The following is a 25,884-nucleotide window of genomic DNA, read 5'->3' as shown; positions in this document are numbered from 1 at the left end:
ACTTCACCGCGCGCCGCCCCGGGAGCGGCCGCCTCATCCCTCGATGAGGCCGTGCTCCTTCAGGTAGTCGAGCTGTGCCCGCACCGAGAGCTCGGCGGCGGGCCACAGCGCCCGGTCCACGTCCGCGTACACCCGCGCCACCACCTCGCCCGGGGTCGCCGCTCCGCTCTCCACCGCCGTCTCCACCTGGGCGAGCCGCGCCGCGCGGTGGGCCAGGTAGTACTCCACCGCGCCCCGCGCGTCCTGGAGCACCGGCCCGTGCCCCGGCAGCACGGTGTCCACGCCCTCCTCCACGGTCAGCGCCCGCAGCCGCCGCAGCGAGTCCAGGTAGTCGCCGAGCCGCCCGTCCGGGTGGGCGACCACCGTGGTGCCCCGGCCGAGGACGGTGTCGCCGGTGAGCACCGCGTCGTCCGCCGGGAGGTGGAAGCACAGCGAGTCGGCGGTGTGCCCCGGCGTGGGCACCACCCGCAGCTCGAGCCCGCCCACGTCCAGGGTCTGCCCGGCCGCGAGCCCCTCGTCGCCGAGCCGCAGCGCGGGGTCGAGGGCGCGCACCGGGGTGCCGGTGAGCTCGGCGAACCGGGCGGCGCCCGCCGCGTGGTCCGGGTGCCCGTGCGTGAGCAGCGTCAGCGCCACCCGCTTGCCGCTCTCCTCCGCCGCGCGTATCACCGCGTGCAGGTGCTCCTCGTCCAGCGGGCCCGGGTCGACCACCACGGCGAGGGGCGAGCCGGGCTCGGCGAGGATCCAGGTGTTGGTGCCGTCCAGCGTCATCGGGGACGGGTTCGGGGCGAGCACGCAGGTGGCCCGCGGGGTGGCCCGGCCGCCGACCGCGGGCTCCGGGTCGCCGGGCAGAGTGCTGGTCATCGTCGTCCCCTCCTCATCGCGCCGTCCTCATCCCGTGCCCCGCACGGTTCGGGTGAACTCCTCGTGGCCGGGCCAGGACAGCACCACGTCGCCGCCCTCCAGCCGGGCCCTGGCCAGCACGGGCGTCATGTCGCGGCCAACGGCGGCGGCCAGCGCCTCGCGGGCGGTGCCGTAAGCGGTGAGCGAGCGGAGCGTGCTGATCGTCGGCGGCATCATCAGGAACTCGCCCGCGTCGTAGCGGTCGGCCGCCTCCCGCGGGCTCAGCCACACGGTGCGGTCGGCCTCGCCGGACACGTCCCTGGCGCGCTGCCCCCGCGGGAGGGCGCACACGAAGAACCAGGTGTCGTAGCGCCGCTCCTCGAACTCCGGGGTGATCCACCGCGCCCACGCGCCCAGCAGGTCGGAGCGGAGCACAAGTCCGCGGCGGGCCAGCAACTCCGCGAACGGCAGCTCGCGGGCGACCAGCGCGGCGCGCTCGGCCTCCCAGTCGTCGCCTGTGGTGTCCGCCACCACCGAGTCCTCGTCCGGGCCGGCCAGCAGCACTCCGGACTCCTCGAACGTCTCCCGGACGGCAGCGCACACCACGGCCTGCGCCACGGCGGGCTCGCACCCCAGGCGGGCGGCCCACTGCGCGGCGTCGGGACCGGCCCAGCGCAGCCGCTGCTGCTCGTCGCGCGGATCGACGGAGCCGCCCGGATACGCGTACGCGCCTCCGGCGAAGGCCATGGAGGCGCGTCTGCGCAGCAGGTGGACGGCGAGCCCCGACGCGGTGTCGCGCAGCAGCATCACGGTCGCGGCCCGCCTGGGCGGGACGGGGGTGAGCTCCCCGCTCGCCAGCGCCCTGATCCGCTCGGGCCAGGAGGGGGGCCACCACTGTCCCCGGCCGCGCCCGGATGAGCCGTCGCCGTGTCCGGAGCCGGGGCCGGGATCGCCGGCCCGCCCGGGGTCGCCGCCGTGTTCGGTTGCCATGCGGGGATGCTAACCCCACGGGCCGCTCACTCCGCCGGGTCGGTGACCTCGACCTGGATCTCCAGCTCGACCGGCGCGTCCAGCGGCAGCACCGCGACGCCGACCGCGCTGCGGGCGTGCCTGCCGGCCTCGCCGAGCACCTCGCCCAGCAGCTCGCTGGCGCCGTTGATCACCCCGGGCTGGGCGGTGAAGCCGGGCGCCGAGGCGACGAAGCCCACGACCTTGACCACGCGGACGATCCGGTCCAGGTCGCCGATCACGGACTTCACCGCGGCCAGGGCGTTCAGGGCGCAGATGCGGGCCAGGTCCTTGGCCTCGTCGGCGGTCACGCCGTCGCCGACCTTGCCGGTCAGCGTCAGCTTGCCGTCCACGAGAGGAAGCTGCCCCGAGGTGTGCACGTACACCCCGGAACGCACCGCCGGCACATAGGAGGCCAGCGGCGGGGCGACCTCGGGAAGGGTCAGGCCGAGCGAGGCCAGCCGGTCCTCGACGGCGCTCACCCCTGCTTCTCCCGCTTCAGGTAGGCGACGAGCTGCTCGGGGTTGTTGGGGCCGGGGACGACCTGGACGAGCTCCCAGCCGTCCTCGCCCCAGGTGTCCAGGATCTGCTTGGTGGCGTGCACCAGAAGGGGCACTGTGGCGTACTCGTACTTGGTCATGGGGCGACTCTAATAGTTGCGGAGGACCGCGCACCGCCGCGCCCGGGTCCGTGCCGGGTGCGACGGTGCGGGAAGGCGGGGTGCCGGGGTCAGCCGCGCATCAGGAGGGTGATGGCGGCGGCCACCACGGCCAGCGCCAGCGCGGCGCCGTACAGGGGGCGCGGGGTGCGCAGGGCGGGGATCATCCGGTCGGCCGCCCAGCGGCCGGGCCCGGTCAGCGCGAGACCCGCGGCGCCCGCGGCGATGAGGAGCGGGAACTCCACGCCGCCGATCCAGCCGTTGTCCCGCTCTATCCACAGCACGTTGAGCATGGTGCCGAGCACGGCGGCCCCGGCCAGCGGGGTGAGCAGGCCCAGGGCCAGGCCGAGCCCGCCGAGCAGCTCGGACAGGCCGGCGATGACGGCCATGGTCCGGCCGGAGGGGTAGCCCAGCATCGTGAAGAACTGGTCGGTGCCGTCGAGCCCGGGACCGTCGAACCAGCCGAACAGCTTCTGGGAGCCGTGCGCGGCGATGGTCAGGCCCACGGCGACGCGGAGTACGAGCAGGCCCGCGTCGAGGCCGATCTGCTCACGGGCGGCGAGGCCGCCGGCCGACGAGGGGACCGGCGCCGACTGGTGGGGGAGGGTGCGGCTGGAGGGGGCCATGGGGGTTCTCCTCGGGTCGCAGACATGGTCGATCGCCGCCCGGACGCACGGCTTCCGTTTATCTTGCCAGAAAACTGTTGAACATTCTAGCGACCGTCCGTGGTGAAGCGGTGAACACTCCCGGCGGAGGACCTGGGCGCGCCCGGTGGGGGCGCGGGCGCGGAGCGGGGTCGGCACCCGCCAGGCCGTACCGGAAAATGCCTGGTCACGGTGGTGCGGCCAGGAGACGGCAGGGCCAGCCACATGAGATCCGCTTCCTGTGGTTAGGCTCACGACGTGAGTCGGAAGAGTCGGAACGAGGAACTCCGCGGCGGCCACGCTCCCGACTGGGAGGGAGTGCGGCTCCACGTCGTCAGCGGCAAGGGCGGCACCGGCAAGACCACGGTCGCCGCCGCCCTCGCGCTGGCGCTGGCCGCCGACGGCCGCCGCACGCTGCTCATCGAGGTGGAGGGGCGCCAGGGCATCGCCCAGTTGTTCGAGAGCGAGGCGCTCCCCTACGAGGAGCGGAAGATCGCGGCAGCTCCCGGAGGCGGCGAGGTGCACGCGCTCGCCATCGACCCGGAGCTGGCCCTGCTCGACTACCTGGAGATGTTCTACAAGCTCGGCCGCGCGGGCAAGGCGCTCCAGAAGCTCGGCGCGATCGACTTCGCGACCACCATCGCCCCCGGCCTGCGGGACGTGCTGCTGACCGGCAAGGCGTGCGAGGCCGTGCGCCGCAAGGACAAGAACGGGCGGCGCGTGTACGACGCCGTCGTCATGGACGCCCCGCCCACCGGCCGGATCACCCGCTTCCTCAACGTCAACACCGAGGTCGCCGGGCTCGCCCGCTTCGGCCCGATCCACAACCAGGCCCAGGCCGTGATGCGGGTCCTGCGCTCCTCGGAGACCGCCGTGCACCTGGTGACCCTGCTGGAGGAGATGCCCGTCCAGGAGACCGTGGACGGGATCGCCGAGCTGCGGGGCGCGGGCCTGCCGGTCGGCGGGATCGTGGTGAACATGGTGCGCCCCGGCGTGCTGGACAGCGAGGAGGTGTACGCGGTGGAGAACGGTGAGCGCGCCGCGGTCGCCGAGGCGCTGGCCGGCGTCGGCCTCGGTGCCCGGCGCGCGGGCGGCGGCAAGCGGCGCGCGGCGTCCGCCAAGAGCGCGGAGGCCCTGATCGAGCCCCTGCTGGAGCAGGCCCGCGAGCACGCCGAGCGGCTCGCGCTCGAAGAGCGCGAACGCACCGAGATCGAGGCCGTCGGCCTGCCCACCTACGAACTGGAACTGCTGGGCGAAGGCGCCGACCTCGCCGGCCTGTACCGGCTGGCGGCGGCGTTGCGGGAGCAGGGAGCGGCATGACGGAGACCCTGGACACGACGCCGTTGGACGTGGACCGGATACTGCGCGACGAGCGGATCCGGATCATCGTGTGCTGCGGCTCGGGCGGCGTCGGCAAGACCACGACGGCCGCGGCCCTCGGGGTGCGGGCCGCGGAGGCCGGCCGCAAGGTCGTCGTCCTGACCATCGACCCGGCGCGGCGCCTGGCCCAGTCGATGGGCCTGACCGAGCTGGACAACACCCCGCGCCGCGTGGCGGGCGTGGGCCGGTCGGGCGGCGAGCTGCACGCGATGATGCTCGACATGAAGCGGACGTTCGACGAGATCGTCCTCGCGCACGCCGACGCCGAGCGGGCCCGCATGATCCTGGAGAACCCCTTCTACCAGTCGCTCTCGGCCGGGTTCGCCGGAACCCAGGAGTACATGGCGATGGAGAAGCTGGGCCAGTTGCGCGCCACGGGCGAGTGGGACCTGATCGTGGTGGACACCCCGCCGAGCCGCTCCGCCCTGGACTTCCTGGACGCGCCGCAGCGGATGAGCTCGTTCCTCGACGGGCGGTTCATCCGGGTCCTGACGGCGCCGGCGAAGGTCGGCGGCCGCAGCGCCATGAAGTTCCTCAACGTGGGGATGAGCATGGTGACCGGCGCCCTGAACAAGCTGCTCGGCGCCCATGTCCTGCGGGACGTGCAGACGTTCGTGGCGGCCACCGAGACCATGTTCGGCGGCTTCCGGGAGCGCGCCGAGAAGACCTACCAACTGCTCCAGGCCCCGGGGACGGCGTTCCTCGTGGTGGCCGCGCCCGAGCGGGACGCGCTGCGCGAGGCGTCGTACTTCGTGGACCGGCTCGCCGAGGACCGGATGCCGCTGGCCGGCCTGGTCCTCAACCGGGTGCACGTCAGCGGAGCGGCCCATCTGACCGCGGAGCGGGCGCTCGCGGCGGCCGAGGCCCTGGAGGACGCGGCGGGCGAGGGCACGAACGGCGCCGCCACCAGCGGCATTGACGCTTCCACCGAAAATCAAGCAATCGTAGGCATTAAGGATCGTCAACGGGGGAAAGCTGCACTGCGGACCGGCAACTTCTCTCCCGAGGACGAGGACGGAGCGACCACCTCCCCCGGTTCCCGCTCCTCGTCCGGCTCCACCCCCGGTCCCGACGGATCACGGCCCGCCGACGACACGACGAACGGCGCGACCGGCCACACCCCGGAGCTCCTCGCCGCGGGGCTGCTGCGCCTGCACGCCGAACGCATGCACGTGGTCGCGCGCGAACGGCGCACGCGCGACCGCTTCTTCGCCGTGCACCCCGAGGTGCCGGTGGTGGAGGTGCCCGCCCTGCCTGGCGATGTGCACGACGTGGACGGGCTGCGGGCCATCGGCGAGCGGCTCGCCGCCGGGGCCTGAGGCACGCGCGGGTACCTGCGCACGGGCATGCCACCGACGCGCGGCGCGGACAACTGAGCGGACAACTGAACAGCGGCCGACCGGGGAGTCGAGGCACGGCCGAGCTGCGGCAACCACCGAGGAGCCCGCACAACCGGGACACGGCGAGGACGACCGAGCCCACGGCGGCACCTCGCGTGCGCCGCGCACTCCGGCGCGGCCGCGTGCGAGCGCACGCCCTGGGCGTCAGGCGCACACGCACGCCGAGAGCTGAGGAGGCGTCACTGCCACGTCACCGGGCGCCGTTCGGCACCGCGTTCGCGCGGGCACCCCGACTCGGGCGTCCGGTCCGGGCAGTCGCGTCGGGCAGTCGGGTCGGCGGCACACTCCGCGGCGCGCCGCCGTCCTTCACCCGGACGTTCTCGACACCCGCGACGGGCCCACTCGCCGCCACCGGCCCGCGGCACCGCCGCCGTCCACGCCCGGGACCGTCCACGACAGGCGGGTCGTTCGCCCGCGCCGTCGCAGGTCAGCCGGCGCGCGGCGCGTCCGTACCGGGGCGCGGCCGGGTCAGCCCGCCTTGGCGTAGTCCTTGGTGTAGTCCTTGTCGTCTTCGTAGTCCTGCTCGAGCGGAGCGGTGGTGCGCTCGTACTCGGCACGCGCCGTCTCCAGCAGGCGGCGCCAGGACGTGACCAGCGGGCGCCGGCGCAGCAGCGCCCTGCGCTCGCGTTCGGTCATCCCGCCCCACACGCCGAACTCGACGCGGTTGTCGAGGGCGTCGGCCAGGCACTCGGTCCGCACGGGGCACCCGGTGCACACCGCCTTCGCCCTGTTCTGCGCCGCTCCCTGGACGAACAGCTCGTCCGGATCGCTGGTGCGGCACGCTGCCTGCGTACTCCAGTCGGTAACCCAGCTCATGCTGGCGCCGTCCTCTCCCGAATCGAGGCTCCCCCACGGCGGTAGTGGCGCTTTCGCCGCTACCACTCGGGACGTTACGGAAGAGAGATACGGTTCAACAGCCCCTTGGGGCTCAATCTTGAATGGCCCGAACGGACTATGGGTGCGCGGGAGATCACCCACCGGAGTGAGTGGTGGGCATTTACCCCCAAAGGCGTCGCAATCCCAGGGCGACAAGGCGCTGAACCGTTTCTGCACCGACCCTTCCCTGTGGCATATGCCGGGAAACAGTGCCAATCCTCGACACCCACAAGAGTGACCACCGCCACCCGCTCAGCGGCCCCTCCGCACCCCGCCCCGGCCCGCCGCCCGCACCACGACCGCGGCGTGCGAACGCCTGCGCGCACGTACGCGGATTCGCACCGTAGGCTGACCCCATGCCTTACACGCGTTCGGGCGGTGGACGCTCAGCGGTCCAGCAGGCCGTCGCCTTCCTCGGGGTCAGCGTGCTCTCCGGCGTCGTCCTCGCGGGCATCGCCCTGCCGGCCGTCGGCGCCGCGGGCCTGGGTGTCAAGAACACCGCACAGGACTTCGAAGAACTGCCCAGCGAGCTCAAGCAGCCCACGCTGAGCCAGGCGTCCCACATCCTCGACGCCGAAGGCGGCAAGATCGCCACCGTCTTCTCGCGCGACCGCACGATCGTGTCCCTGGACGACATCGCCCCCGTGATGCGCGAGGCCATCGTCGCCATCGAGGACTCCCGCTTCTACGAGCACGGCGCGGTGGACCCCAAGGGCATCCTGCGCGCGCTCGGCAAGAACGCCGAGTCCGGCGACGTCTCCGAGGGCGCCTCCACGCTCACCCAGCAGTACGTGAAGAACGTCTTCGTCGAGGAGGCGGGCGACGACTCCAAGGCGGTCGCCGAGGCGACCAGGCAGACGCTCCGCCGCAAGATCGACGAGCTGAAGTACGCCATCCAGATCGAGAAGGAACTGGGCAAGAAGAAGATCCTGGAGAACTACCTCAACATCACCTTCTTCGGGCAGCAGGCGTACGGCGTCGAGGCCGCCTCCAAGCGCTACTTCAGCAAGTCCGCCAAGGACCTGACCCTCACCGAGGCGGCCCTGCTCGCCGGGATCGTGCAGTCCCCCAGCCGGTACGACCCGATCAACGACGAGCAGGAGGCGAAGCGGCGCCGCAACACCGTCCTCCAGCGGATGTACGAGGTCGGCGACATCACCAGGAAGGAAGCCGAGGAGGCCAAGGCCAAGCCGCTCGGCCTGAAGGTCAGCAGCCCCAAGAACGGCTGCATCACCGCCGCGGACGGCGCCGGCTTCTTCTGCGACTACGTGCGCGAGCTCCTCCTGTCCGACCCCACCTTCGGCAAGACCCGCCAGGACCGGCTCAAGCGCTGGAACCAGGGCGGCCTGACGATCCGGACCACCCTGGACCCGCAGGCCCAGAAGTCCGTGCAGGCGTCGATCAAGGACCGGGTGTACGCCAACGACCCGGTGGCCTCGGCGGTCACCCTGGTGGAGCCGGGCACCGGCAAGATCCGGGCGATGGGCCAGAGCCGCCCGTACGGCGTCGGGCCGGACGAGACCGTGATCAACTACTCGGTGGACAAGTCCGTGGGCGGCGGCGTGGGCTACCAGCCGGGCTCCACGTTCAAGCCGATCACCGCGGCGGCGGCGCTGGAGCGGGGCATCACGCCCGACAAGAGCTACCCGTCGCCCTACAAGATGCCCAACCCCGACGTCACGGACTGCTCGGGCGAACTGCTCCGGGGCTCGGGCACGGTGGAGAACGAGACCGAGTCCGAGGTGGGCCCCTACTCCATGGCCGAGGCCATGAAGATGTCGGTCAACACCTACTTCACCGCCCTCCAGTCGGACATCGGCCTGTGCCAGGTCACGAAGATGGCCGAGGCCCTGGGGATCTCGAAGCGGGCGGACGGTGGCGAGTTCGGCCTCGGAGCCGCGTTCACCCTCGGGTCCAACGAGGTCTCCCCGCTGACCATGGCCAGCGCCTACGCGGCCTTCGCCAACCGCGGCGTGTACTGCGCGCCGCGCGCGATCGAGTCCGTCACCGACGCCAAGGGCAAGAAGCTGAAGGTGCCCCAGGCCGAGTGCAAGCGGGCCATGTCCGAGAAGACCGCCGACACCATCAACGCCATGCTCAAGGGCGTGGTCGACTTCGGCACCGGCCAGCAGGCGGGCCTGTCCGACCGCGACAGCGCGGGCAAGACCGGCACCACCGACTTCCGCTACGCCGCCTGGTTCGTGGGCTACACCCCGAACATGTCCGGCGCCGTGTGGATGGGCGACCCGGAGCACAAGCGGAAGATGATCAACATCACCATCGGCGGCAGGTCCTACCCGAAGGTGTACGGCGCCGACGGTCCCGCCCCGATCTGGCGGGAGGCCATCCGGGGCGCGCTGGAGGGCAAGCCGGTCGAGGAATTCGTCGAGGTGAAGCTGCCGCAGGACCGGCCGGAGGACCCGGGCGACGGCGGTGACACCGGCGGCAACGGGGACACCGGCGGCAACGGCAACAACGGGGACAACGAGGACAACGAGCCGGAGCGGCGCGGCCAGCCCGACATCCCGGAGACGCTGCCCTCCTTCCCGTCGGGCGACAACGGCGGCAGCGGCGACACCGGCGGCTGGGGCGGCAACGGGGGCGGCGGCGGCAACGGAGGGGGCAACGGCAACGGAGGCGGCGGCAACGGGGGCGGCGGCTGGCCCTGGGAGCAGCCGTAACCCCGCGGCACCGACCACGACGAGGGGCGCCCTTCCGCGGGAAGGGCGCCCCTCGTCCGTGTCCGCCGTCCGGCTCAGCTACCGAGCTGCCGCCTGACCTCGGCGGCCACCCGGCCGCCCTCGGCGCGGCCCGCCACCTTGGGGCCGGCGAGCTTCATGATCGCCCCCATGGCCCGTGGGCCCTCGGCCCCCTGCGCCGCGGCCTCCTTGATCGCCTCCGCGACCACGGCCGCCAGCTCCTCGTCGCCGAGCTGCTTGGGCAGGTAACCGGCGAGCACCTCGCCCTCGGCCCGCTCCCGGGCCGCCGACTCGGGGCGCCCGCCCTGCTCGAACGCCTCGGCCGCCTCGCGGCGCTTCTTCGCCTCGCGGGTGATCACCTTGAGCACCTCGTCGTCGGAGAGCTCGCGGGCCACCTCGCCCGCCACCTCTTCCTTGCTGAGGGCGGAGAGCGTCAGCCGGAGCGTGGCGGCGCGCAGCTCGTCGCGCTCCTTGATGGCCGCTGTGAGGTCGTCGCGCAGGCGTGACTTGAGGGTGGTCATGGTCCGAGTCTGCCAGTCCCCTCGCCGCGACGCCCACGCGATTTCTGGGACGATGGGGCCATGCGCCCTCTGTTTGGAGTACCGCTGGGAATCGCCGCGGCCGGGGCCGCGGGGCTGGTCTACGCCGCCGGATACGAGGCCCGTGCCTTCCGACTGCGCCGCGTGGAGGTTCCCGTGCTCCCCCCGGGGACCCGGCCGCTGCGCGTCCTCCAGGTCTCGGACATCCACTTCGTCACCGGCCAGCGCAAGAAGCAGCGCTGGTTGCAGTCCCTGGCGGGGCTGCGCCCGGACTTCGTCGTCAACACCGGTGACAACCTCTCCGACCCCACGGCCGTGCCCGACGTCCTGGACGCGCTCGGCCCGCTGATGGAGTTCCCCGGCGCCTACGTGTTCGGCTCGAACGACTACTACGGCCCGAAGCTGCGCAACCCCGGCCGCTACATCGTCGCCAGGTTCACCGGCCGGCACGGCATGAACGGCAACAAGCCGATCACCGGAGCCATCCACAACCCGTGGGAGCAACTGCGCGACGGCTTCGACAGCGCCGGGTGGGTGAACCTCACCAACACCCGCGGCCGGATCAAGCTGGACGACCTGGAGATCGCGCTCACCGGCCTGGACGACCCCCACATCAAGCGGGACCGCCACACCGAGGTCGAGGGCGGCCCCGACCCGTCCGCCGACCTCTCCCTGGCCGTGGTGCACGCCCCCTACCTGCGCGTCCTGGACGCCTTCGCCGCCGACGGCTACCCGCTGATCCTGGCCGGCCACACCCACGGCGGCCAGCTCTGCCTGCCGTTCTACGGCGCCCTGGTCACCAACTGCGACATCGACCCCGACCGGGTGAAGGGCCTGTCCACCCACACCCACGCGGGCCGCACGTCGTACCTCCACGTCTCCGCGGGCTGCGGCACCAACCGCTATACCCCCGTCCGCTTCGCCTGCTTCCCCGAGGCCACTCTGCTCACCCTGACCCCACAAGCCCGTCCCTGACCCCCGCCACCGCGGGCACCGCCTGAGCCCGGCCTGAGGCCGTCCTGAGCCGCCCGGAAACGGATTTCGCCCTGGCGAGGGCGTCCGCTAGAGTAGTGGTCGTTGCTTCGGGGTGTAGCGCAGCTTGGCAGCGCGCTTCGTTCGGGACGAAGAGGTCGTGGGTTCAAATCCCGCCACCCCGACACAGGTCAGGGGCCTGATCCATTGTGGATCGGGCCCCTGGCGCGTTTGTGGGGTGTGTGGTGGGGCGCCGGGGGCGCGTGACGTTCGGTCAGGGGCGGGGGTGAGGGGTGGGGGGCCTTCGGGACGGGGGTTTCGAGGGCGTGGTGGTGGGGGGTGTCAGTGGTGTCGTTCACACTGGACGCGGTTCTGGTGTGTTCTCGACACAGTGGTGGCCGTCGGCCGGTGGTGAGTGGTGCGGGGCCGGGGCGGTGGTGGCCACGGGAAGACTGCGGCGTTTGTTATGACTTCTGCGCTGAATTCCGCGCTGATCGGCCGGGAGCACCCCGCGGCGGTTCTGCGTGCCGAGGTCGGGCGGGCGGCGGTGAGCCACGGGGGGCTGGTGCTGGTCACCGGTGAGGCGGGCATCGGGAAGACGGCGCTGGTGACGGAGGCCGCCGAGGAGGCGCGGCGGCAGGGGGCGCTGGTGCTCAGCGGCTCGTGCTGGGACTCCGACAACGCGCCCGGGTACTGGCCGTGGGTGCAGGTGGTGCGCGGGCTGCGGCGCGGGGTGTCGGTCGAGGAGTGGGCGGAGGTGGAGGCGGGGCCGCTCGGCGCGCTGCTCGGGGAGGTGGCCAGGGGTGAGGCCGAGGAGGGGTTCCGGCTGTTCGACGCGGTGACGTCGGCGCTGGTGGCGGTGACGCAGCGGCGGCCCGTCCTGGTGGTGCTGGAGGACCTGCACTGGGCGGACACGGCGTCGCTGCGGCTGCTGGAGTTCGCGGCGCAGCACACCTGGTTCGAGCGGGTGCTGCTGGTGGGGACGTACCGGGACGCCGAGGTGGAGGCGGGCGAGCATCCGCTGCGTCCGCTGATCATGCCGTTGGTGGCGAAGGCGACGACGGTGACGCTGACCGGGCTCGGGAAGCAGGACGTCGGGGCGCTGATCGCGCGGACGGTGGGCCGTGAGCCGGATCCCGGGCTGGTCGCGGAGGTGCACCGGCGGACCGGGGGCAATCCGTTCTTCGTCGAGCAGACGGCGCGGCTGTGGCACAGCGGCGGGCCGGTCGGCGGGGTGGCGCCCGGGGTGCGGGACGCGGTGCGGCGGCGGCTGTCGTCGCTGCCGGAGCAGGTGGTGGGGCTGCTGACGTCGGCGGCGGTGCTGGGGCGGGAGTTCCACCAGGGGGTGCTGGCCGCGGCGGCGGGTGCCCCCGCGGCGCGGGTGGGGCGGCTGCTGGGGCAGGCGGTGGCGGCGCGGCTGGTCACGGCGCTGGGTGAGGGGCGGTTCGGGTTCACCCACGACCTGGTGCGCGAGACGCTGTACGAGGAGCTGGGCGAGGCCGAGGCGCGGCGGCGGCACGCGGCGGTGGTGCGGGCGGTGGACGGGGCGCCCGGTCTGGTGGAGCGGCTGATGCCCGCCGATCTGGCCCGGCACGCCTATCTGGCCGGTGACGACCTGGAACCGGGCCGCGCGGTGGACCACCTGATGGCCGCGGCGCAGGACGCGGGCAGGCGGTTGGCCGCCGAGGAGGCCGTGCGGCACTTCCGGCGCGCGCTGGAGCGGGCGGACGGCTCGGCCGAACCGCGCAGACGGGCCGTGATCATGCTGGAGCTGGGCCAGGAGCTGCTGCACCAGGGCGACCGGGAGGACGCCTGGCGGACGTTCGACGAGGCCCTCACCCTGGCCCGGGACATGGGCGACGCCGAGCTGCTGACCCGGGTGGCGCTGACGCTGTACGGGGTGTTCGACCCCCGCGGCAGGCCGCAGTCCGCGGGTGACCTGCTGATCGAGGCGTACGAGAAGCTGGTGCGGGGCGGCTCCTCCCCCGAGGGCCCGCTGCCGTCGGACCGGCTGGCGCAGGAGCTGGCCAGCCGCATCACCGAGGCGGCCCGGCGGGCGAAGGACGACGAGGCCCTCGCCTTCAGCCTGTGGGCCCGGCACAACGCGATCTACGGGCCGGGCACCGGGCGGGAGCGGGAGGCGATCACCGGGGAGCTGGTCGAGGTGGCACGCCGCATCGGCGACCGGGACATGGCCTTCTACGCCTCGGCGCTGCGGTGGGTGGCGCTGCTGGAGCAGGGCGACCCGCGGTACCTGGAGCAGTTCGACGCGTGCATCGCGGACGCCCGGGCCAGCGGCCTGCCCCGCCTGTCGCTGGGCTCGGCGATCGACCGGAGCATCATCGCCGCGCTGAAGGGCCGGCTGGACGAGGCGGAGACGCTGCTGGACGAGGCCCTCGCGGTCAGCCGGCGGCACCAGCACCAGGAGCACGTGTACTCCATGGCGTACCAGCACCGCTGGGCGCTGCGGCTGCTCCAGGGGCGGTTCGAGGAGCTGGACGAGCTGCACCGGGCGCTGCGGGAGTCCGAGCACCCCAACTGGCGGCTGCTGGAGGCGATCGGCGCGGTGCAGCGGGGGGACACCGGGCACGCGCTGGGGTACCTCGCGGAGGTGGCCGCGGGGGGCGGTGAGCCGTGCGGGCCGGCCGCACTGCCGCTGTGGCTGCGGTTCCAGGCGCAGGCCGCCGCCGCGTCCGGGGACGCGGCGCTGTGCGAGCGGGCGCGGAAGGCGCTGGCGCCGTTCGCCGGGCAGTGGCTGGTGTCGCAGTTCGGCTGGGACGTCAGCGGCCCCGTCACCCTGTGGCTGGGGCTGCTGGACGCGGCGCTGGAGCGGTGGGACGCGGCGGTGGACGGGTTCACCGCCGCGCACGAGTCCGCGCGGCGGCTCCAGGCGCTGCCGTGGTCGGTGGAGGCCAGGCTGCGGCTCGCCCAGGCGCTGCTGGCCCGCGGGGCGGGCGGGGACGGGCAGGCCGCGGCGGCGCTGCTGGACGAGGTGGAGCGGGACGCGTCCGCGATGGGGATGCGCCAGGTGCTGGAGCGGGTGCGGGGGACGCGCTCCGGGGAGCGGGCGCTGTCCGACGGCGCGGCGCGGCCGGGGCCGGTGGCGGTGTTCCGGTGCGACGGCGGGGTGTGGACGCTGTCGTTCCAGGGCCGGACGGTGCACATGCCCGACGCGAAAGGGCTGCGCGACCTGCGGATCCTGCTGGAGCGGCCGGGGGCGTTCGTCTCCGCGGTGGAGCTGCTCAACCCCGAGGGCGGGGAGCTGGTGGTGGCGGCGCGGCGACTGGGCGGGGACGCGGTGCTGGACGAGGAGGCCAAGGCCCGCTACCGGGCCCGGCTCGCCGCGCTGGACGAGGAGATCGACCGGGCGGCCGCCCGCGGGGACGACCGGCGCGCCGCCGAGTTCGACCGGGAGCGGGCGGCGCTGCTGCACGAGCTGCGCGCCGCGGCGGGCCTGGCGGGACGGAGCAGGCGGCTCGGCGACGAGGCCGAGCGCGCCCGCAAGACCGTCACCGCCCGGATCCGGGACACGCTGCGCAGGCTCGACGAGCGGCACCCGGAGCTCGCCGCGCATCTGCGGGAGGCCGTCTCCACGGGGGCGACCTGCCGCTACCAGCCGCCGGAGCGCGTCGAGTGGCGGCTCCGGGGCTGACGGCGGCGAGCCCTCCGGGCGGGTCACTTGCGGTTGTACAGGCGCATGGTGATGGGGCCGAAGACCAGCGCGAACACCGCGGACCAGCCCAGCGACCAGGCGATGTCCCCGGCGGGCCAGTCGCCCGCCATCAGTCCGCGCACCGCGGACGCCAGGTGGGTGACGGGGCTGTTGTTGACGAACGCCTGGAGCCAGCCCGGCATGGTCCTGGGCTCCACGAAGATGTCGCTGAGGAACGTCAGCGGGAAGATCACCATCATGCTGACGCCCATCACCGACTTCTCGGTGCGCAGCATCAGGCCGAACATCGTCCACACCCAGGAGAAGGAGAACGAGAACACCAGCAGCAGCGCGACCCCCGCGAGCACTCCCAGCACTCCGCCGTCCGGGCGGAACCCCATGATCAGGCCGACGATCAGCATGACGGTCGAGGCCATGGTGTAGCGCAGCATGTCGCCGAGCAGGTAGCCGACCATCGCCGAGGGGCGCCACACCGGCAGGGTGCGGAAGCGGTCGAAGACGCCCTTGGTGATGTCGGTGTTGACGGCGACGCCGGTGTACATCGTGATCATCACGACGCTCATCACCAGGATGCCCGGGAGCAGGTATTGCAGGTACTCCGTGGTGGATCCGGCCAGCGCGCCTCCGAACAGGTAGGTGTACATCAGCACCATCATGATCGGGAAGGCGGTGACGTCGAACAACTGCTCGGGGACGTGCTTGATCTTCAGCATGGCCCGCCAGCCGAACGTCATCGACGCCGACAGAGGGCTGGGGCGCGGCGGCCGTTCGCCGGGACTGAGCAGCGCCGCGAGGCTCTCGACGGCGAGGGGGGCGGGCGGCGCCTGCTCGGCGGCGTCCGCGGCGGCTCCGGTGGTGGGCTCGGTGGTGTCGGTGGTCATGCCGCCGTCTCCTTCCGCTCGGCTCGCTCGACGGTGGGTCGCGCCGCGGGCGCGGCGCCTTCGCCGGAGCGTTCGGTCAGGGCCAGGAAGACCTCGTCCAGGCTGGGCTGGCCCAGGGAGAAGTCGTCCACGGTGATCCCGTGGCGGGCCAGCTCCGTCAGGGCCCGCGCGGCGTGCTCGGCGGCACCCCGCTCGGCTCCCTCGCTGGACACGCGGGCGGTGAGCGCCACCGGGTCGGCGTCCAACTGGACCGGCATCTCCAGCGCCCGGGAGAGCACCTGCTGGGCCTCCGCCCGCTGCTCGGGGTCGCGCAGCCGGACGTGCACCGCGCCGGCGCCCACCGAGGACTTCAGCTCGCCCGGGGTGCCCTCGGCGATGACCTTGCCCGAGTCGATCACCGCGATCCGGGAGGCCAGCCTGTCGGCCTCCTCCAGGTACTGGGTCGTCAGCAGGACGGTGGTGCCCTGGGCGACGACGGTGCGCACGATCTCCCACACCTGGTTGCGGCTGCGCGGGTCGAGGCCCGTGGTCGGCTCGTCCAGGAAGAGCAGGTCGGGCGTGTTGAGGATGCTGGCGGCGATGTCCAGGCGGCGGCGCATGCCTCCGGAGAAGGTCTTCACCAGGCGGTCGGCCGCGTCGGTGAGGCCGAACGCCTCCAGCATCCGCTCGGCCCGCTCCCGCGCGGCCGGTTTGCGGTGGCCCAGCAGACGGGCCAGCAGCACCAGGTTCTCGCGGCCGGTCAGCTCCTCGTCGACGGACGCGAACTGGCCGGTCAGGCTGACCCGTTGCCGTACCGCGTCCGGCTCGCGCAGCAGGTCGTGGCCGAACACCTCCGCGGTGCCGTCGTCCGGGCGCAGCAGCGTGGCCAGCATCTTGACGGTGGTGGTCTTGCCCGCGCCGTTGGGGCCGAGCACCCCGTACACCGTTCCCGCGGGCACGGCGAGGTCGACGCCGTCCACCGCCCGTTTCTCGCCGAACACCTTGACCAACCCGGACGTGCGTATCGCCAGGCCGGCAGAGCGCTTGCTCATGATCGGTTCTCTCCATCCCTACGGTCATGGGGTGGGCGCGAGAGACGGGCGGGCAATCGCTGGATCGGATCTCGCGACCGGACATCGGGGATGAAGCGGACATCGGGTGGAGGCCGCGGCGGGTGGGCCGGGCCCGCTTGCGGTCAGTAGACCTGCACCCGCCACCGCTCCACCCACAGCAGGCGGCCCGTCTCCGAGTCGCGTATCCCGATCCGCTCCCCGTCCACCGCGCGCACCTCGCCGTACACCGGGCCCCGCGGGGTGTCGGCGCGGACGATGTCGTGCACGTCCAGGTCGTGCTCGACCGGGCGCGACCACTGCCTGCCGCACCGCTCGCACCGGTGGCGGACGACCCGGTCCCCGCTCTCCGTGGTGAGCGGCTCTCCCGCGCCCGCCTCGCGCTCCCGGCAGTCCCGGCAGCCGGCGCGGGCGCGCAGGCGGGCGAGCAGGCGCGTCAGGCCGCGCGGCCGTGCCGGGCGTTCCATGGGGACCTCCCCGAGTCCGGGATCACGTCGTCGCGCTCCCATCGGCGCGCCTGGGGCTGCGGAGGGGCCGGCCCTCCGGCTACCCGCTCCGCGACGCGGTGGGCGCCGGGGCGGGGGCGGGGTCGCGGGGCGGGGCGAGGCCCAGGGCGATGTCGCGCTGGACCTCGGCCTCGCGGCGGACGTAGCGGAACCACATGAACAGCACGAACCCGGCGAAGGCGAACCACTCGCCGGTGTACCCGAGGTTCTGGAACGCCTTCATGTCCAGGCCGCCGCCGCGCGGGGCGGCGGGGGGCACGGCCTTCAGGCCCCGGTCGGCCGGGTCCAGGGTGATCCAGGCGTCGTAGACCTGGTACGGGAGGAGGTTCACCAGGGCGGAGGCGCGGATGATGCCGACCTGGCCCTCGGGCAGTCCGCCCGCGGTGTGGGTGCCGTGGGTGTCGTTGTCCTCGGGCTGCTGGACGGCGCCGCGCACGGTGACCTCGCCGGCGGGCGGCGCGGGGGCGGTGGCCGGGGCGGCGCCCGGGTGCCAGCCGCGCACCACCGGGACGGCCTTGCCCTGCCCGGTCCGCAGCGGGGTGAGGACGTAGTAGCCGCGCCGGCCGTCCAGGGTGCGGTCGGGGACGAGCAGTTGGTTGGCGGCGTCGTAGCGGCCGGTGGCGGTGACGGGGTCGCCCGCCTCCTCCGGGGCGACGAACTCGTCGGGCCCGCCGTCGCCCATCAGGTCGGTGAACGGCACGGCGGCGGCGGTGTCCCGGGGGCCGCGCTCGGTCTCCCGGTGCGTCTCCACCCGGTCCCCGAAGCGCCCGAGCTGCCAGCTTCCCATCACCAGGCACACCACGACGGCGAGCACGGCGACCAGCGTGCCGGCGAGCCAGCGCGGGGTGAGGAGGAACCGGTACACGCGTCAACGGTAACGGCGTCCCGGTGAAACGACGGGGGCGGGTCCGTCGTAGGACCCGCCCCCGCTCTCCTCCCCCTCCGAGGTCTCACCGCCCGGGAGCCGGCCGCCGCCGGTCCTCCCGGGCCCCGTGTCCTAGGCCGCCTGCTCCGGTGGCGTCCAGTACACGGTGCCCGCGCACACGCCGGTGACGGTGCCGGTCTGGGCCGGGCCGCCGCCGTCCGGGGTGTAGGCGACCACGACGCTGCCCGGCTCCGGCGGGTCCGGGTCGCTCGACGGGGACTCCTCGCCCGCGGGGCCCTCCGCGGAGCCGTCGCCGCCGGACGGGTCGGACGTCGCCGCGCAGCCGGTGGTGCCCGACTCCGGGACCCAGCCGAACCGCACCGTGAAGGTCTGGCCGGGCAGCAGCAGGATCCGCTGCTGGGCCACATCGGACAGTCCGCTCGCCGGATCTCCCGCGGTGTGCGGGCTGGTCAGCACGCGGGCCGGGTCGGCCCCGCCCTGGGCGGTGGCGCCGACGTCGCCCGCGCCGTCCACCGAGCACTTCCCGGAGGAGGCGTTGACCAGGTGGAACGCCCCGTACACCCGGCCCTCGCCGTCGGCGGTCCCCACCTCGACGCCGTAGGCGCCGAGCCGGTCGGCCGTGCACATGGGCACGGCCGTGTCGAAGCCGGCGCCGCCGTCGCCGTCCGGCAGGCCGGTCGCGTCCGGCTGCACCGGGTCGGTGTCCGGTCCGGTGGCGCTCTTGGAGGGGCCGGCGCTCTCCTCGGTGCGCGGCGACGCGGACTCGGGCTCGCGCTCCGCGCTCGCGCTGGGGCGCGCCGTGGGGGCGGCGGTCCGCACCTCCTTCGCGGGGTGGGTCTCCGACTCGTGGGCCGCGTTGGACGCGGAGTCGGACGCGGTGGTGGTGTGGATCAGCGCGGGGACCGCGGCCACCGCCACCAGCACCGAAGCGGCCAGGCCCATCATGGCCTGCCTGCGGTGGGCGCGGCGGGCCGGGATCGCGCGCCTGAGGTGCTCCAGGCTGCCCGGGGTCGGCTCGACGCCTCGCACGGTGTCGTGGAGCAGGCGCCGCAGCACCTCCTCCTCGGACTCCAGGCTGGGGCGGCAGGCCCGGGCGTCGCCGCCGGGGACGGCCCGCTCGGGGCCTTCGTCCCGGCCGTCGCCCCGGTCGTCGTCGCCCCGGCCGTCGTCGCCCCGGACGCTCTCGCCGCGGCTGTCCCCGCCGTCGCCGGCGGGTCCGGGCTCGCGGTCCCGGTCGTCGTCGGTGCCGCCCCGGACCTCGTGGGCGTCCTGGTCCTGTGGGCCCTCGGGAACGTCCCCGCCGGGGTGGGGGGGTTCCGGGCCGGAGTCCGCGGTGGAAGCCATGCGCGTGTGCTCGACGGGGTCCCGGCGGTCACCGGGGCCTCGCTCCTCGCCGTCTCGTTCCTTGCCGTTGCCGTTGTCGTTGCCGGACCTCATGCCTGCGCCTCCATGGCGACGCGCAGCGCCGCTATGCCACGGGAGCCGTATGCCTTGACCGAGCCGACGGATATCCCGAGGGTCTCGGCTGTCTGCGCCTCGGTCATGTCGGCGAAGTACCGCAGCACCAGCACCTCGCGCTGGCGGCGCTGGAGGCCGCGCAGCGCCTTGATGAGCTGGTCCCGCTCGAGCTGCTCGTACGCGCCCTCCTCGGCGCTGGCCATGTCCGGCATCGGCTTGGACAGCAGCCGAAGGCCGAGGATGCGGCGGCGCAGCGCCGACCTGGAGAGGTTCACCACCGTCTGGCGCAGGTAGGCGAGGGTCTTCTCGGGGTCCCGCACCCGGCTGCGCGCGGAGTGCACGCGGATGAACGCCTCCTGGACGACGTCCTCGCACGACGCGGTGTCGTCGAGGAGCAGCGCGGCGAGGCCGAGCAGGGAGCGGTAGTGGGCGCGGTAGGTCTCGGTCAGATGGTCGACCGTGGTGCCCATCACCGTTGCCTTGTCGCGCTCCTCCCGCTCAGCAGGGACGCGCACGACCGGCCAAGGCGCGATCACGGGCAGCCCACTGGGGGCGCGCAGCGCCCGCGACGACCGCTCGCCGCGGCTGATCGGCTCGATTCCCAGTGCTTCTGCCACGTGTATTGGACACGTCTCCCCCCGCCATGGTTGTACGTCATGGACGCCGTTTCCGACGGCGTGCTGAACGTCCGCATCTGCACGAAATACCTCTCCTGGCGCCTGCGCGGCGTCGCGGTGCCACCCGGCCGCGCCGCGCCGGGGGAGGGCCCGGACACGAAGACGTCCCCCCGCCACCCCTGGTTGCCGGTGGCGGAGGGACGAATTTTTGAACGAATCAACTCCGGAAGGCAAGCGGTCCAGACCAGTCGGCGAACGATCCCGCCACCGGCCGGACCCGTCGGTTCCGGCCGGGAGCGGGCGCCGCCGTCCGCGGGTCCCGGCCCGGCGCCCGCCCTCGGCCGGCCTCGGTCGGCCCCGGAGCAGCCTCGGAGCGGCCTGGGCGGGCCCTCGGCCGGCCTCCCGCCGCCTCCCGGTCAGCCCTCGGTCAGCTCCGCGGCGACGACCTCGGCGATCTGGGCGGTGTTCAGGGCGGCGCCCTTGCGCAGGTTGTCGCCGCAGACGAACAGCTCAAGCGCGCACGGGTCGTCCAGCGAGCGCCGGACCCGGCCCACCCAGGTGGGGTCGGTGCCCACCACGTCGGCGGGCGTCGGGAACTCACCGGCGGCCGGATCGTCGTACAGGACCACGCCGGGCGCGTCCCGCAGGATCTCGTGCGCCTGCCGCACGGTGACCTCCCGCTCGAAGCGGGCGTGCACCGACAGCGAGTGCGTGGTGATCACGGGGACGCGGACGCAGGTGGCGGTGACCTTCAGGCCGGGCAGCCCCAGGATCTTGCGGGACTCGTTGCGGACCTTCAGCTCCTCCGAGGACCAGCCGTCGTCCTTCAGCGAGCCCGCCCACGGCACCACGTTCAGCGCCATCGGCGCGGGGAACGGGCCGAAGTCGCCGACCGCGCGCCGCACGTCGCCCGGCTGGGTGCCGAGGTTGGAGCCCGCCACCTTGGAGATCTGGTCGCGCAGGGTGTCGATGCCCGCCTGGCCCGCGCCGGAGACCGCCTGGTAGGAGGAGACGATCAGCTCGGTGAGGCCGAACTCGGCGTGCAGCGCGCCCAGCGCCACGATCATCGACAGCGTCGTGCAGTTGGGGTTGGCGATGATGCCGCGCGGGCGGTTGCGGGCGGCGTGCGCGTTGACCTCGGGGACGACCAGCGGCACCTCGTCGTCCATGCGGAACGCCGCCGAGTTGTCCACGGCCACCGCGCCCTTGGCCGCCGCGATCGGCGCCCACTGGGCGGACAGCTCGTCGGGCACGTCGAACATCGCGACGTCCACGCCCTCGAAGCACTCCTCGCTGAGCGCGACGACCTCGACCTCCTCACCGCGCACCGTGAGCCTGCGGCCCGCCGAGCGCGGGGACGCCACCAGGCGGATCTCGCCCCAGACGTCCTCGCGGGTGGACAGCAGCTCCAGCATCGCGGTGCCGACGGCACCGGTCGCCCCGACCACCGCGAGGGTCGGCTTGCGCTTGGCGGCGCTCATCGTCCGGTCCCCCCGTAGACGACGGCCTCGTCGGTCTCGCTGTCCAGGCCGAAGGCGGTGTGCACGGCGCGCACGGCGTCGGCGACCTCGTCCTCGCGGGTCACCACGGAGATGCGGATCTCCGAGGTGGAGATCAGCTCGATGTTCACCCCGGCTCCGGCCAGCGCCTCGAAGAAGGTGGCGGTCACCCCGGGGTTGGTGCGCATCCCGGCGCCGACCAGCGAGATCTTGCCGATCTGGTCGTCGTAGCGCAGCGACTCGAAGCCGATCTCACCCTGCGCCCGCTCCAGCGCCTCGATGGCCTTGCGGCCGTCGGTCTTCGGCAGCGTGAACGAGATGTCCGTCAGGCCCGTGGCGGCGGCGGAGACGTTCTGCACGACCATGTCGATGTTCAGCTCGGCGTCGGCGATGGACCGGAAGATCCGCGCCGCCTCGCCGGGCTTGTCCGGCACGCCGACCACCGTGATCTTGGCCTCGGACGTGTCGTGGGCGACCCCCGAGATGATCGCCTGCTCCATGGATTCCGCTCCTTCGGGCTTGTTCCGCACCCAGGTGCCCATGTGGCCGGAGAAGGACGACCTGACATGGATGGGCATGTTGTAGCGGCGCGCGTACTCCACGCACCGGTGCAGCAGCACCTTCGAGCCGCTCGCCGCCAGCTCGAGCATGTCCTCGTAGGGGATCTCGTCGATCTTGCGGGCCTTCTTCACCACGCGGGGGTCGGCGGTGAACACGCCGTCCACGTCGGTGTAGATCTCGCAGACCTCGGCGTTCAGCGCCGCCGCCAGCGCGACCGCGGTGGTGTCCGAGCCGCCCCGGCCGAGGGTGGTGATGTCCTTGCTCTCCTGGGAGACCCCCTGGAAGCCCGCGACGATCGCGACGGCGCCGCGGTCCAGCGCCTCCCGGATGCGGCCCGGGGTGACGTCGATGATCCGCGCCTTGCCGTGGGCGGAGTCCGTGATGACGCCCGCCTGGCTGCCGGTGAACGACAGCGCCTCGTGGCCGAGGTTTTTGATCGCCATCGCCAGCAGCGCCATGGAGATCCGCTCTCCGGCGGTCAGCAGCATGTCGAACTCGCGCCCGGCAGGAAAGGGGGATACCTGCTCGGCGAGGTCGATCAGCTCGTCCGTGGTGTCGCCCATCGCGGACACCACGACGACCACTTCGTGCCCGGTCTTCTTGGCGTCGACGATTCGCTTGGCAACCCGCTTGATGCCGTCGGCATCGGCAACGGAGGAGCCGCCGTACTTCTGCACGACAAGGCCCACGTGCGCTCCTCGCAACTTGGTCTTCCCGGGGCCGCGCCCCTGGACCCCCAGCGGGGGAATGCGGTCGGTTCAGTCTAACGAGCAGGCGGGCAACCACCCTGATGTATCGCATGATGAGACGAGCTGCTCATCTTGTGATCAAGGGGTCCGGCGGGCCGGGCCGGAAGCCGTGCGGCCCGGGGGTCCGGGCGGCAAAACCTTTTGCGTGCGCGAGCACGGGGCCGGGATGATCCGGCGCATGACCGGCAGCGCTTTCCGCGGCTCACCACGCCCGGCGCCCCCCGCCTCCCCCGCCTCGTCCCACCTCCGCGGCTTCCGCCACTCGGGCGGCTCCCGCGGCGTGTGCGGCGTGTGCGGCTCCCGCGACCGGAAGGGCGGCCACCGCCCCGCGCGGTGAGGCGCGTCCCCGGGGCCCGCGGCCCGCCCCGGCGCGGCACACCCACCGTCCACGGCACACCCCACGGGAACGAGGAGAGGCTGCTTTGCACGAGGAGACCACCGCACCGGCACCCGACGACGAACCCCCCGCCCTCGCCGCGGCCTGGCGCCTGGCCCGCTCCGGCGATGTGAGCGGGGCCATGCGCGAGCTGCGCCTGCACGGCCCCGGCCTGCCGCCCGCGGACGTGGCCCCGCTGGTCGGGCGGGTGGCCGCGCTGGCGGGGATGGACGACCTGGCGGCGGCGAGCGGCGCGCTGGCGGCCGCGCCGGGGCGCCCCCGGGAGCTGTACGAGTACGGGTACGCCTGCGTGGAGCGCGGCGCGTCCTTCCTGGCGGTGCCCGCGCTCGCCGAGGCGCTGCGCCTGGCGCCGGACGCCCGGCCGGTGCTGGTCGAGCTGGCCGCCGCACTGGAGCGGGAGGAGCGGCACACCGAGGCGGCGGCGCTGCTGCGGGAGCGCGAGGCGGAACTGCGCCCGTGGCCCGAGCGGTACCTGCTGGCCCACAACGCGCTGCTGTCCGGCGACGTGGACGGCGCCCGCGAGGCCGCGGACCGCCTGCCGCCCCCGGACGAGGACTCCTGGCGGCCCGCGCACGCCCGGCTGCGGCGCCTGCTGGACCGGGCCGCGGCCGCCCGCGGCCCCGCCCCGCTGGACCGCAGGGACCTGCGGGGCTGGCACTTCACGCTCACCGGCGGCCTGCTGACCACGCTGTCGCCGTACGGCTGGGACGCGGGCATGAACGGCCGGTACGGCTACCTCCAGGACAGTGCCGACCTGTGCCTGCTCGGGCTGCGGCGGCTGCGCGCCGTGCTGGAGGCGTCCGGCCGCTCCCCCGCCGCGGTGGCGCCGCTGCCGGACCGCTCCAGCCGGATCGCGGGCCTGGCCGCCGCCCGCCTGCTGGGCCTGCCCGCGCTCCCGTACACCCCGGGCCGCCCGGACACGCTGGTGGTGGCGTACGACCTGCGCGACGCGGACCGGGAGCTGGTCTCCGGCCTGCGGGAGCGTGCGCCGGGCGAGATCCTGTTCGAGCACGCCACCTGCTGGACGTCCCCGCCCGCCGTGTCCGCGGACGTGAGCACGCTGCTGGCCCAGATGTGCGTGCCGCCGTGGGGCGCCCGGCTGCGCGCCCAGCCGGACGGGACGGTGGAGCGGCAGCCGGAGGACGAGCGCCCCGAGGAGGAGCTCGCCGAGGAGCTGCTCGCGGCGGGCGGCGAGCCGGACCCGGGCGACGGCGGGACCCCGCCCGACCCCGAGCGCGCGCCGGCCGCCTTCGCCGCCGCGGTGGCCGCGCACTGGGCGGTCGGGCCCCGCGACCGGTCGGCCTCGCCCGGACCGGTCGCCAGCGGCCGTTTCACGTGAAACCGGTCAGGCGCCGAACCACTGCTCCGTGAGGTCGTTGCGGAACTTCCCCTCCGGGTCGAAGCGGCGCACCAGCTCCCGGAAGTCCTCCCACCGCGCATAGGAGGCGGCGAGGGCTCCGGGAGCCGTGCGGGACAGCTTCCCCCAGTGCGGCCGGGGCCCGAACGGGGCGAGCGCCTGCTCGATCCGCTCCAGCACGGGCTCCACGGCGGCGACGTCCGGCACCCAGGTGAAGTGGAAGGCGACGCTGTCCCGGCCGTGGCTGGGGCTGAGCCAGCAGGCGTCGGCGGCGACCGTGCGGATCTCGGAGACCAGCAGCACCGGGGAGACCACCGGGCCCAGCTCGCGCAGCGCCTTCACCGCCTCCCCGGCGTCCGCCCGCGCCACGAAGTACTCCGACTGGAGCTCCGCCCCGACGCTGGGCACGAACCCGGCCCGGAAGTGGGGGAGCCGCTCGTCCCACGGCCCCGGCACGCCCGACTGCTCGGTGGCGTTGGCCACCGGCATGCCCGGGACCGGGTGCCTGGGCCCGTCGGCGGGGCGGGCCCCGGTCCCGGCCAGGTCGGGGCGGGGGTCGGCGGTGCGGCGCTTGACCCACAGCCGCACGCCCGCCGTCCAGTCGGTGAACGCGCTGACGCTGTACGCGGCCCCGAACAGCTCCTCGAACCGCTCGGTGAGCACCTGCCACGGCAGGTCCTCGTACACGTACTGCTCCACCTCGTACCCGGGCACCACGTCCAGGGTCAGGGCGGTGACGACGCCGAGGGCGCCCAGCGATGTCACGGCGCCGTCGAACTCCGCGGCGCCGCGCTCGACCACGGCCGTCCCGCCGTCGGCGGTGACCAGCTCCACCCCGCGCACGGCCGCCGCCAGCGTCGGGTTGCCGTTCCCCGAGCCGTGCGTGCCGGTGGCGCAGGCCCCGGCGACGGTGAAGTGCGGGGTGGACGGCAGGTTGGCCAGCGCCACCCCGTGCCGCCGCAGCACCGCGCACAGTTCGGCGAAGGTGGTCCCGGCGCCGACGCGCACGGTGCCCGCGGCGGCGTCCACCTCCACCGCGGGCGGCAGTCGGTCGAGGCGTATCAGGGTGCCCGGGGTGTCCGCGATCCGGTTGAACGAGTGCCCCGAGCCCAGGGCCCGCACCCGTGCGCCGGAGGCCACCAGTTCCCGCAGCCGATCGAGGCTCTCCGGACGGTGCATGTGACGGGCGGAGAACTCCACGTTCCCCGCCCAGTTGGTCAGGCGTGCGGCCATGG

General features: G+C 74.0%; 22 protein-coding genes and 1 tRNA gene. 7 read left to right on the top strand and 16 right to left on the bottom strand.

Annotated elements, in window-relative coordinates; all coding sequences use genetic code 11:
• Positions 1-33 precede the first annotated feature (33 nt).
• The 5 genes from ACYVO2_RS00755 to ACYVO2_RS00735 all read right to left on the bottom strand — a co-directional run bounded on the left by ACYVO2_RS00755 (position 34) and on the right by ACYVO2_RS00735 (position 3,132).
• On the bottom strand, positions 34-861 hold the full coding sequence (locus ACYVO2_RS00755; RefSeq protein WP_461005516.1) for an MBL fold metallo-hydrolase: 828 nt from the start codon (positions 859-861) through the stop codon (positions 34-36).
• Positions 862-888: 27 nt separating this feature from the next.
• On the bottom strand, positions 889-1,830 hold the full coding sequence (locus ACYVO2_RS00750; protein ID WP_461005515.1) for an NUDIX hydrolase: 942 nt from the start codon (positions 1,828-1,830) through the stop codon (positions 889-891).
• A gap of 26 nt (positions 1,831-1,856) precedes the next feature.
• A complete protein-coding gene (locus tag ACYVO2_RS00745) occupies positions 1,857-2,330 on the bottom strand; it encodes a RidA family protein (protein WP_461005514.1) in 474 nt (157 codons plus the stop codon).
• Positions 2,327-2,488, bottom strand: coding sequence for a DUF4177 domain-containing protein (locus ACYVO2_RS00740; protein ID WP_461005513.1), 162 nt, complete (start codon positions 2,486-2,488; stop codon positions 2,327-2,329). Before ACYVO2_RS00740 ends, ACYVO2_RS00745 begins: the two co-directional genes overlap by 4 nt.
• An 89-nt stretch (positions 2,489-2,577) precedes the next feature.
• Positions 2,578-3,132: a DoxX family protein gene (locus tag ACYVO2_RS00735; protein ID WP_461005512.1), complete on the bottom strand. Its 555-nt coding sequence runs from the start codon at positions 3,130-3,132 to the stop codon at positions 2,578-2,580.
• A 336-nt stretch (positions 3,133-3,468) separates the two neighbouring features.
• On the opposite strand from ACYVO2_RS00735, the gene ACYVO2_RS00730 reads away from it, so the two are divergent.
• Together ACYVO2_RS00730 and ACYVO2_RS00725 are read left to right on the top strand one after the other, a co-directional pair.
• Positions 3,469-4,470: an ArsA-related P-loop ATPase gene (locus tag ACYVO2_RS00730; RefSeq protein WP_461005755.1), complete on the top strand. Its 1,002-nt coding sequence runs from the start codon at positions 3,469-3,471 to the stop codon at positions 4,468-4,470.
• Entirely contained in the window at positions 4,467-5,849 is a 1,383-nt protein-coding gene (locus tag ACYVO2_RS00725; RefSeq protein ID WP_461005511.1) for an ArsA family ATPase, read from the top strand. Before ACYVO2_RS00730 ends, ACYVO2_RS00725 begins: the two co-directional genes overlap by 4 nt.
• Before the next feature lie 549 nt (positions 5,850-6,398).
• Here the strand turns inward: ACYVO2_RS00725 and ACYVO2_RS00720 are convergent.
• On the bottom strand, positions 6,399-6,746 hold the full coding sequence (locus ACYVO2_RS00720) for a WhiB family transcriptional regulator (RefSeq protein WP_461005510.1): 348 nt from the start codon (positions 6,744-6,746) through the stop codon (positions 6,399-6,401).
• Between the two features lie 416 nt (positions 6,747-7,162).
• Here ACYVO2_RS00720 and ACYVO2_RS00715 point away from each other — a divergent pair, with 416 nt between their 5' ends.
• Positions 7,163-9,487 carry a transglycosylase domain-containing protein gene (locus tag ACYVO2_RS00715; RefSeq protein ID WP_461005509.1) on the top strand — a complete coding sequence of 775 codons (2,325 nt, stop codon included), beginning with the start codon at positions 7,163-7,165 and terminating at the stop codon, positions 9,485-9,487.
• Between the two features lie 74 nt (positions 9,488-9,561).
• On the opposite strand, the gene ACYVO2_RS00710 is transcribed toward ACYVO2_RS00715, so the two are convergent.
• Positions 9,562-10,026 carry a GatB/YqeY domain-containing protein gene (locus tag ACYVO2_RS00710; protein ID WP_461005508.1) on the bottom strand — a complete coding sequence of 155 codons (465 nt, stop codon included), beginning with the start codon at positions 10,024-10,026 and terminating at the stop codon, positions 9,562-9,564.
• Positions 10,027-10,086: 60 nt separating this feature from the next.
• Here ACYVO2_RS00710 and ACYVO2_RS00705 point away from each other — a divergent pair, with 60 nt between their 5' ends.
• The 3 genes from ACYVO2_RS00705 (at position 10,087) to ACYVO2_RS00695 (ending at position 14,668) form a co-directional block, all read left to right on the top strand.
• On the top strand, positions 10,087-11,019 hold the full coding sequence (locus ACYVO2_RS00705) for a metallophosphoesterase (protein WP_461005507.1): 933 nt from the start codon (positions 10,087-10,089) through the stop codon (positions 11,017-11,019).
• A 108-nt stretch (positions 11,020-11,127) separates the two neighbouring features.
• A tRNA-Pro gene (locus ACYVO2_RS00700) sits at positions 11,128-11,201 on the top strand.
• A 281-nt stretch (positions 11,202-11,482) separates the two neighbouring features.
• Positions 11,483-14,668 (top strand): ATP-binding protein, encoded by a 3,186-nt coding sequence (locus ACYVO2_RS00695; protein ID WP_461005506.1) that lies wholly within the window; start codon positions 11,483-11,485, stop codon positions 14,666-14,668.
• A 23-nt stretch (positions 14,669-14,691) separates the two neighbouring features.
• Here the strand turns inward: ACYVO2_RS00695 and ACYVO2_RS00690 are convergent, their stop codons facing one another.
• From ACYVO2_RS00690 to ACYVO2_RS00655, 8 genes are all read right to left on the bottom strand, one after another.
• Complete coding sequence (locus tag ACYVO2_RS00690) at positions 14,692-15,570, bottom strand: ABC transporter permease (protein WP_461005505.1); 879 nt, start codon at positions 15,568-15,570, stop codon at positions 14,692-14,694.
• On the bottom strand, positions 15,567-16,601 hold the full coding sequence (locus ACYVO2_RS00685) for an ATP-binding cassette domain-containing protein (RefSeq protein WP_461005504.1): 1,035 nt from the start codon (positions 16,599-16,601) through the stop codon (positions 15,567-15,569). Before ACYVO2_RS00685 ends, ACYVO2_RS00690 begins: the two co-directional genes overlap by 4 nt.
• A 143-nt stretch (positions 16,602-16,744) precedes the next feature.
• Positions 16,745-17,086, bottom strand: a complete 342-nt coding sequence (locus ACYVO2_RS00680) for a hypothetical protein (RefSeq protein WP_461005503.1) — start codon at positions 17,084-17,086, stop codon at positions 16,745-16,747.
• A 79-nt stretch (positions 17,087-17,165) separates the two neighbouring features.
• On the bottom strand, positions 17,166-17,990 hold the full coding sequence (locus ACYVO2_RS00675) for an SURF1 family protein (RefSeq protein WP_461005502.1): 825 nt from the start codon (positions 17,988-17,990) through the stop codon (positions 17,166-17,168).
• A gap of 132 nt (positions 17,991-18,122) precedes the next feature.
• A complete protein-coding gene (locus ACYVO2_RS00670) occupies positions 18,123-19,448 on the bottom strand; it encodes a hypothetical protein (protein WP_461005501.1) in 1,326 nt (441 codons plus the stop codon).
• The gene (locus ACYVO2_RS00665) at positions 19,445-20,086 is read right to left on the bottom strand and encodes a SigE family RNA polymerase sigma factor (protein ID WP_461005500.1); all 642 of its coding nucleotides are present in this window, start codon (positions 20,084-20,086) and stop codon (positions 19,445-19,447) included. Before ACYVO2_RS00665 ends, ACYVO2_RS00670 begins: the two co-directional genes overlap by 4 nt.
• Before the next feature lie 416 nt (positions 20,087-20,502).
• Entirely contained in the window at positions 20,503-21,567 is a 1,065-nt protein-coding gene (locus ACYVO2_RS00660; protein ID WP_461005499.1) for an aspartate-semialdehyde dehydrogenase, read from the bottom strand.
• Complete coding sequence (locus tag ACYVO2_RS00655) at positions 21,564-22,835, bottom strand: aspartate kinase (RefSeq protein WP_461005498.1); 1,272 nt, start codon at positions 22,833-22,835, stop codon at positions 21,564-21,566. Before ACYVO2_RS00655 ends, ACYVO2_RS00660 begins: the two co-directional genes overlap by 4 nt.
• A gap of 482 nt (positions 22,836-23,317) precedes the next feature.
• Between ACYVO2_RS00655 and ACYVO2_RS00650 the strand changes: the two genes are divergently transcribed.
• Positions 23,318-24,631 (top strand): hypothetical protein, encoded by a 1,314-nt coding sequence (locus ACYVO2_RS00650; protein WP_461005497.1) that lies wholly within the window; start codon positions 23,318-23,320, stop codon positions 24,629-24,631.
• A gap of 6 nt (positions 24,632-24,637) precedes the next feature.
• Here ACYVO2_RS00650 and ACYVO2_RS00645 read toward each other — a convergent pair whose 3' ends face one another.
• A complete protein-coding gene (locus ACYVO2_RS00645) occupies positions 24,638-25,882 on the bottom strand; it encodes an FAD-binding protein (RefSeq protein ID WP_461005496.1) in 1,245 nt (414 codons plus the stop codon).
• Between the last annotated feature and the right edge of the window lie 2 nt (positions 25,883-25,884).

The sequence above is a fragment of the Streptomyces capparidis genome, from assembly GCF_054782095.1.
This window is presented reverse-complemented; position numbering and strand designations above follow the sequence as displayed.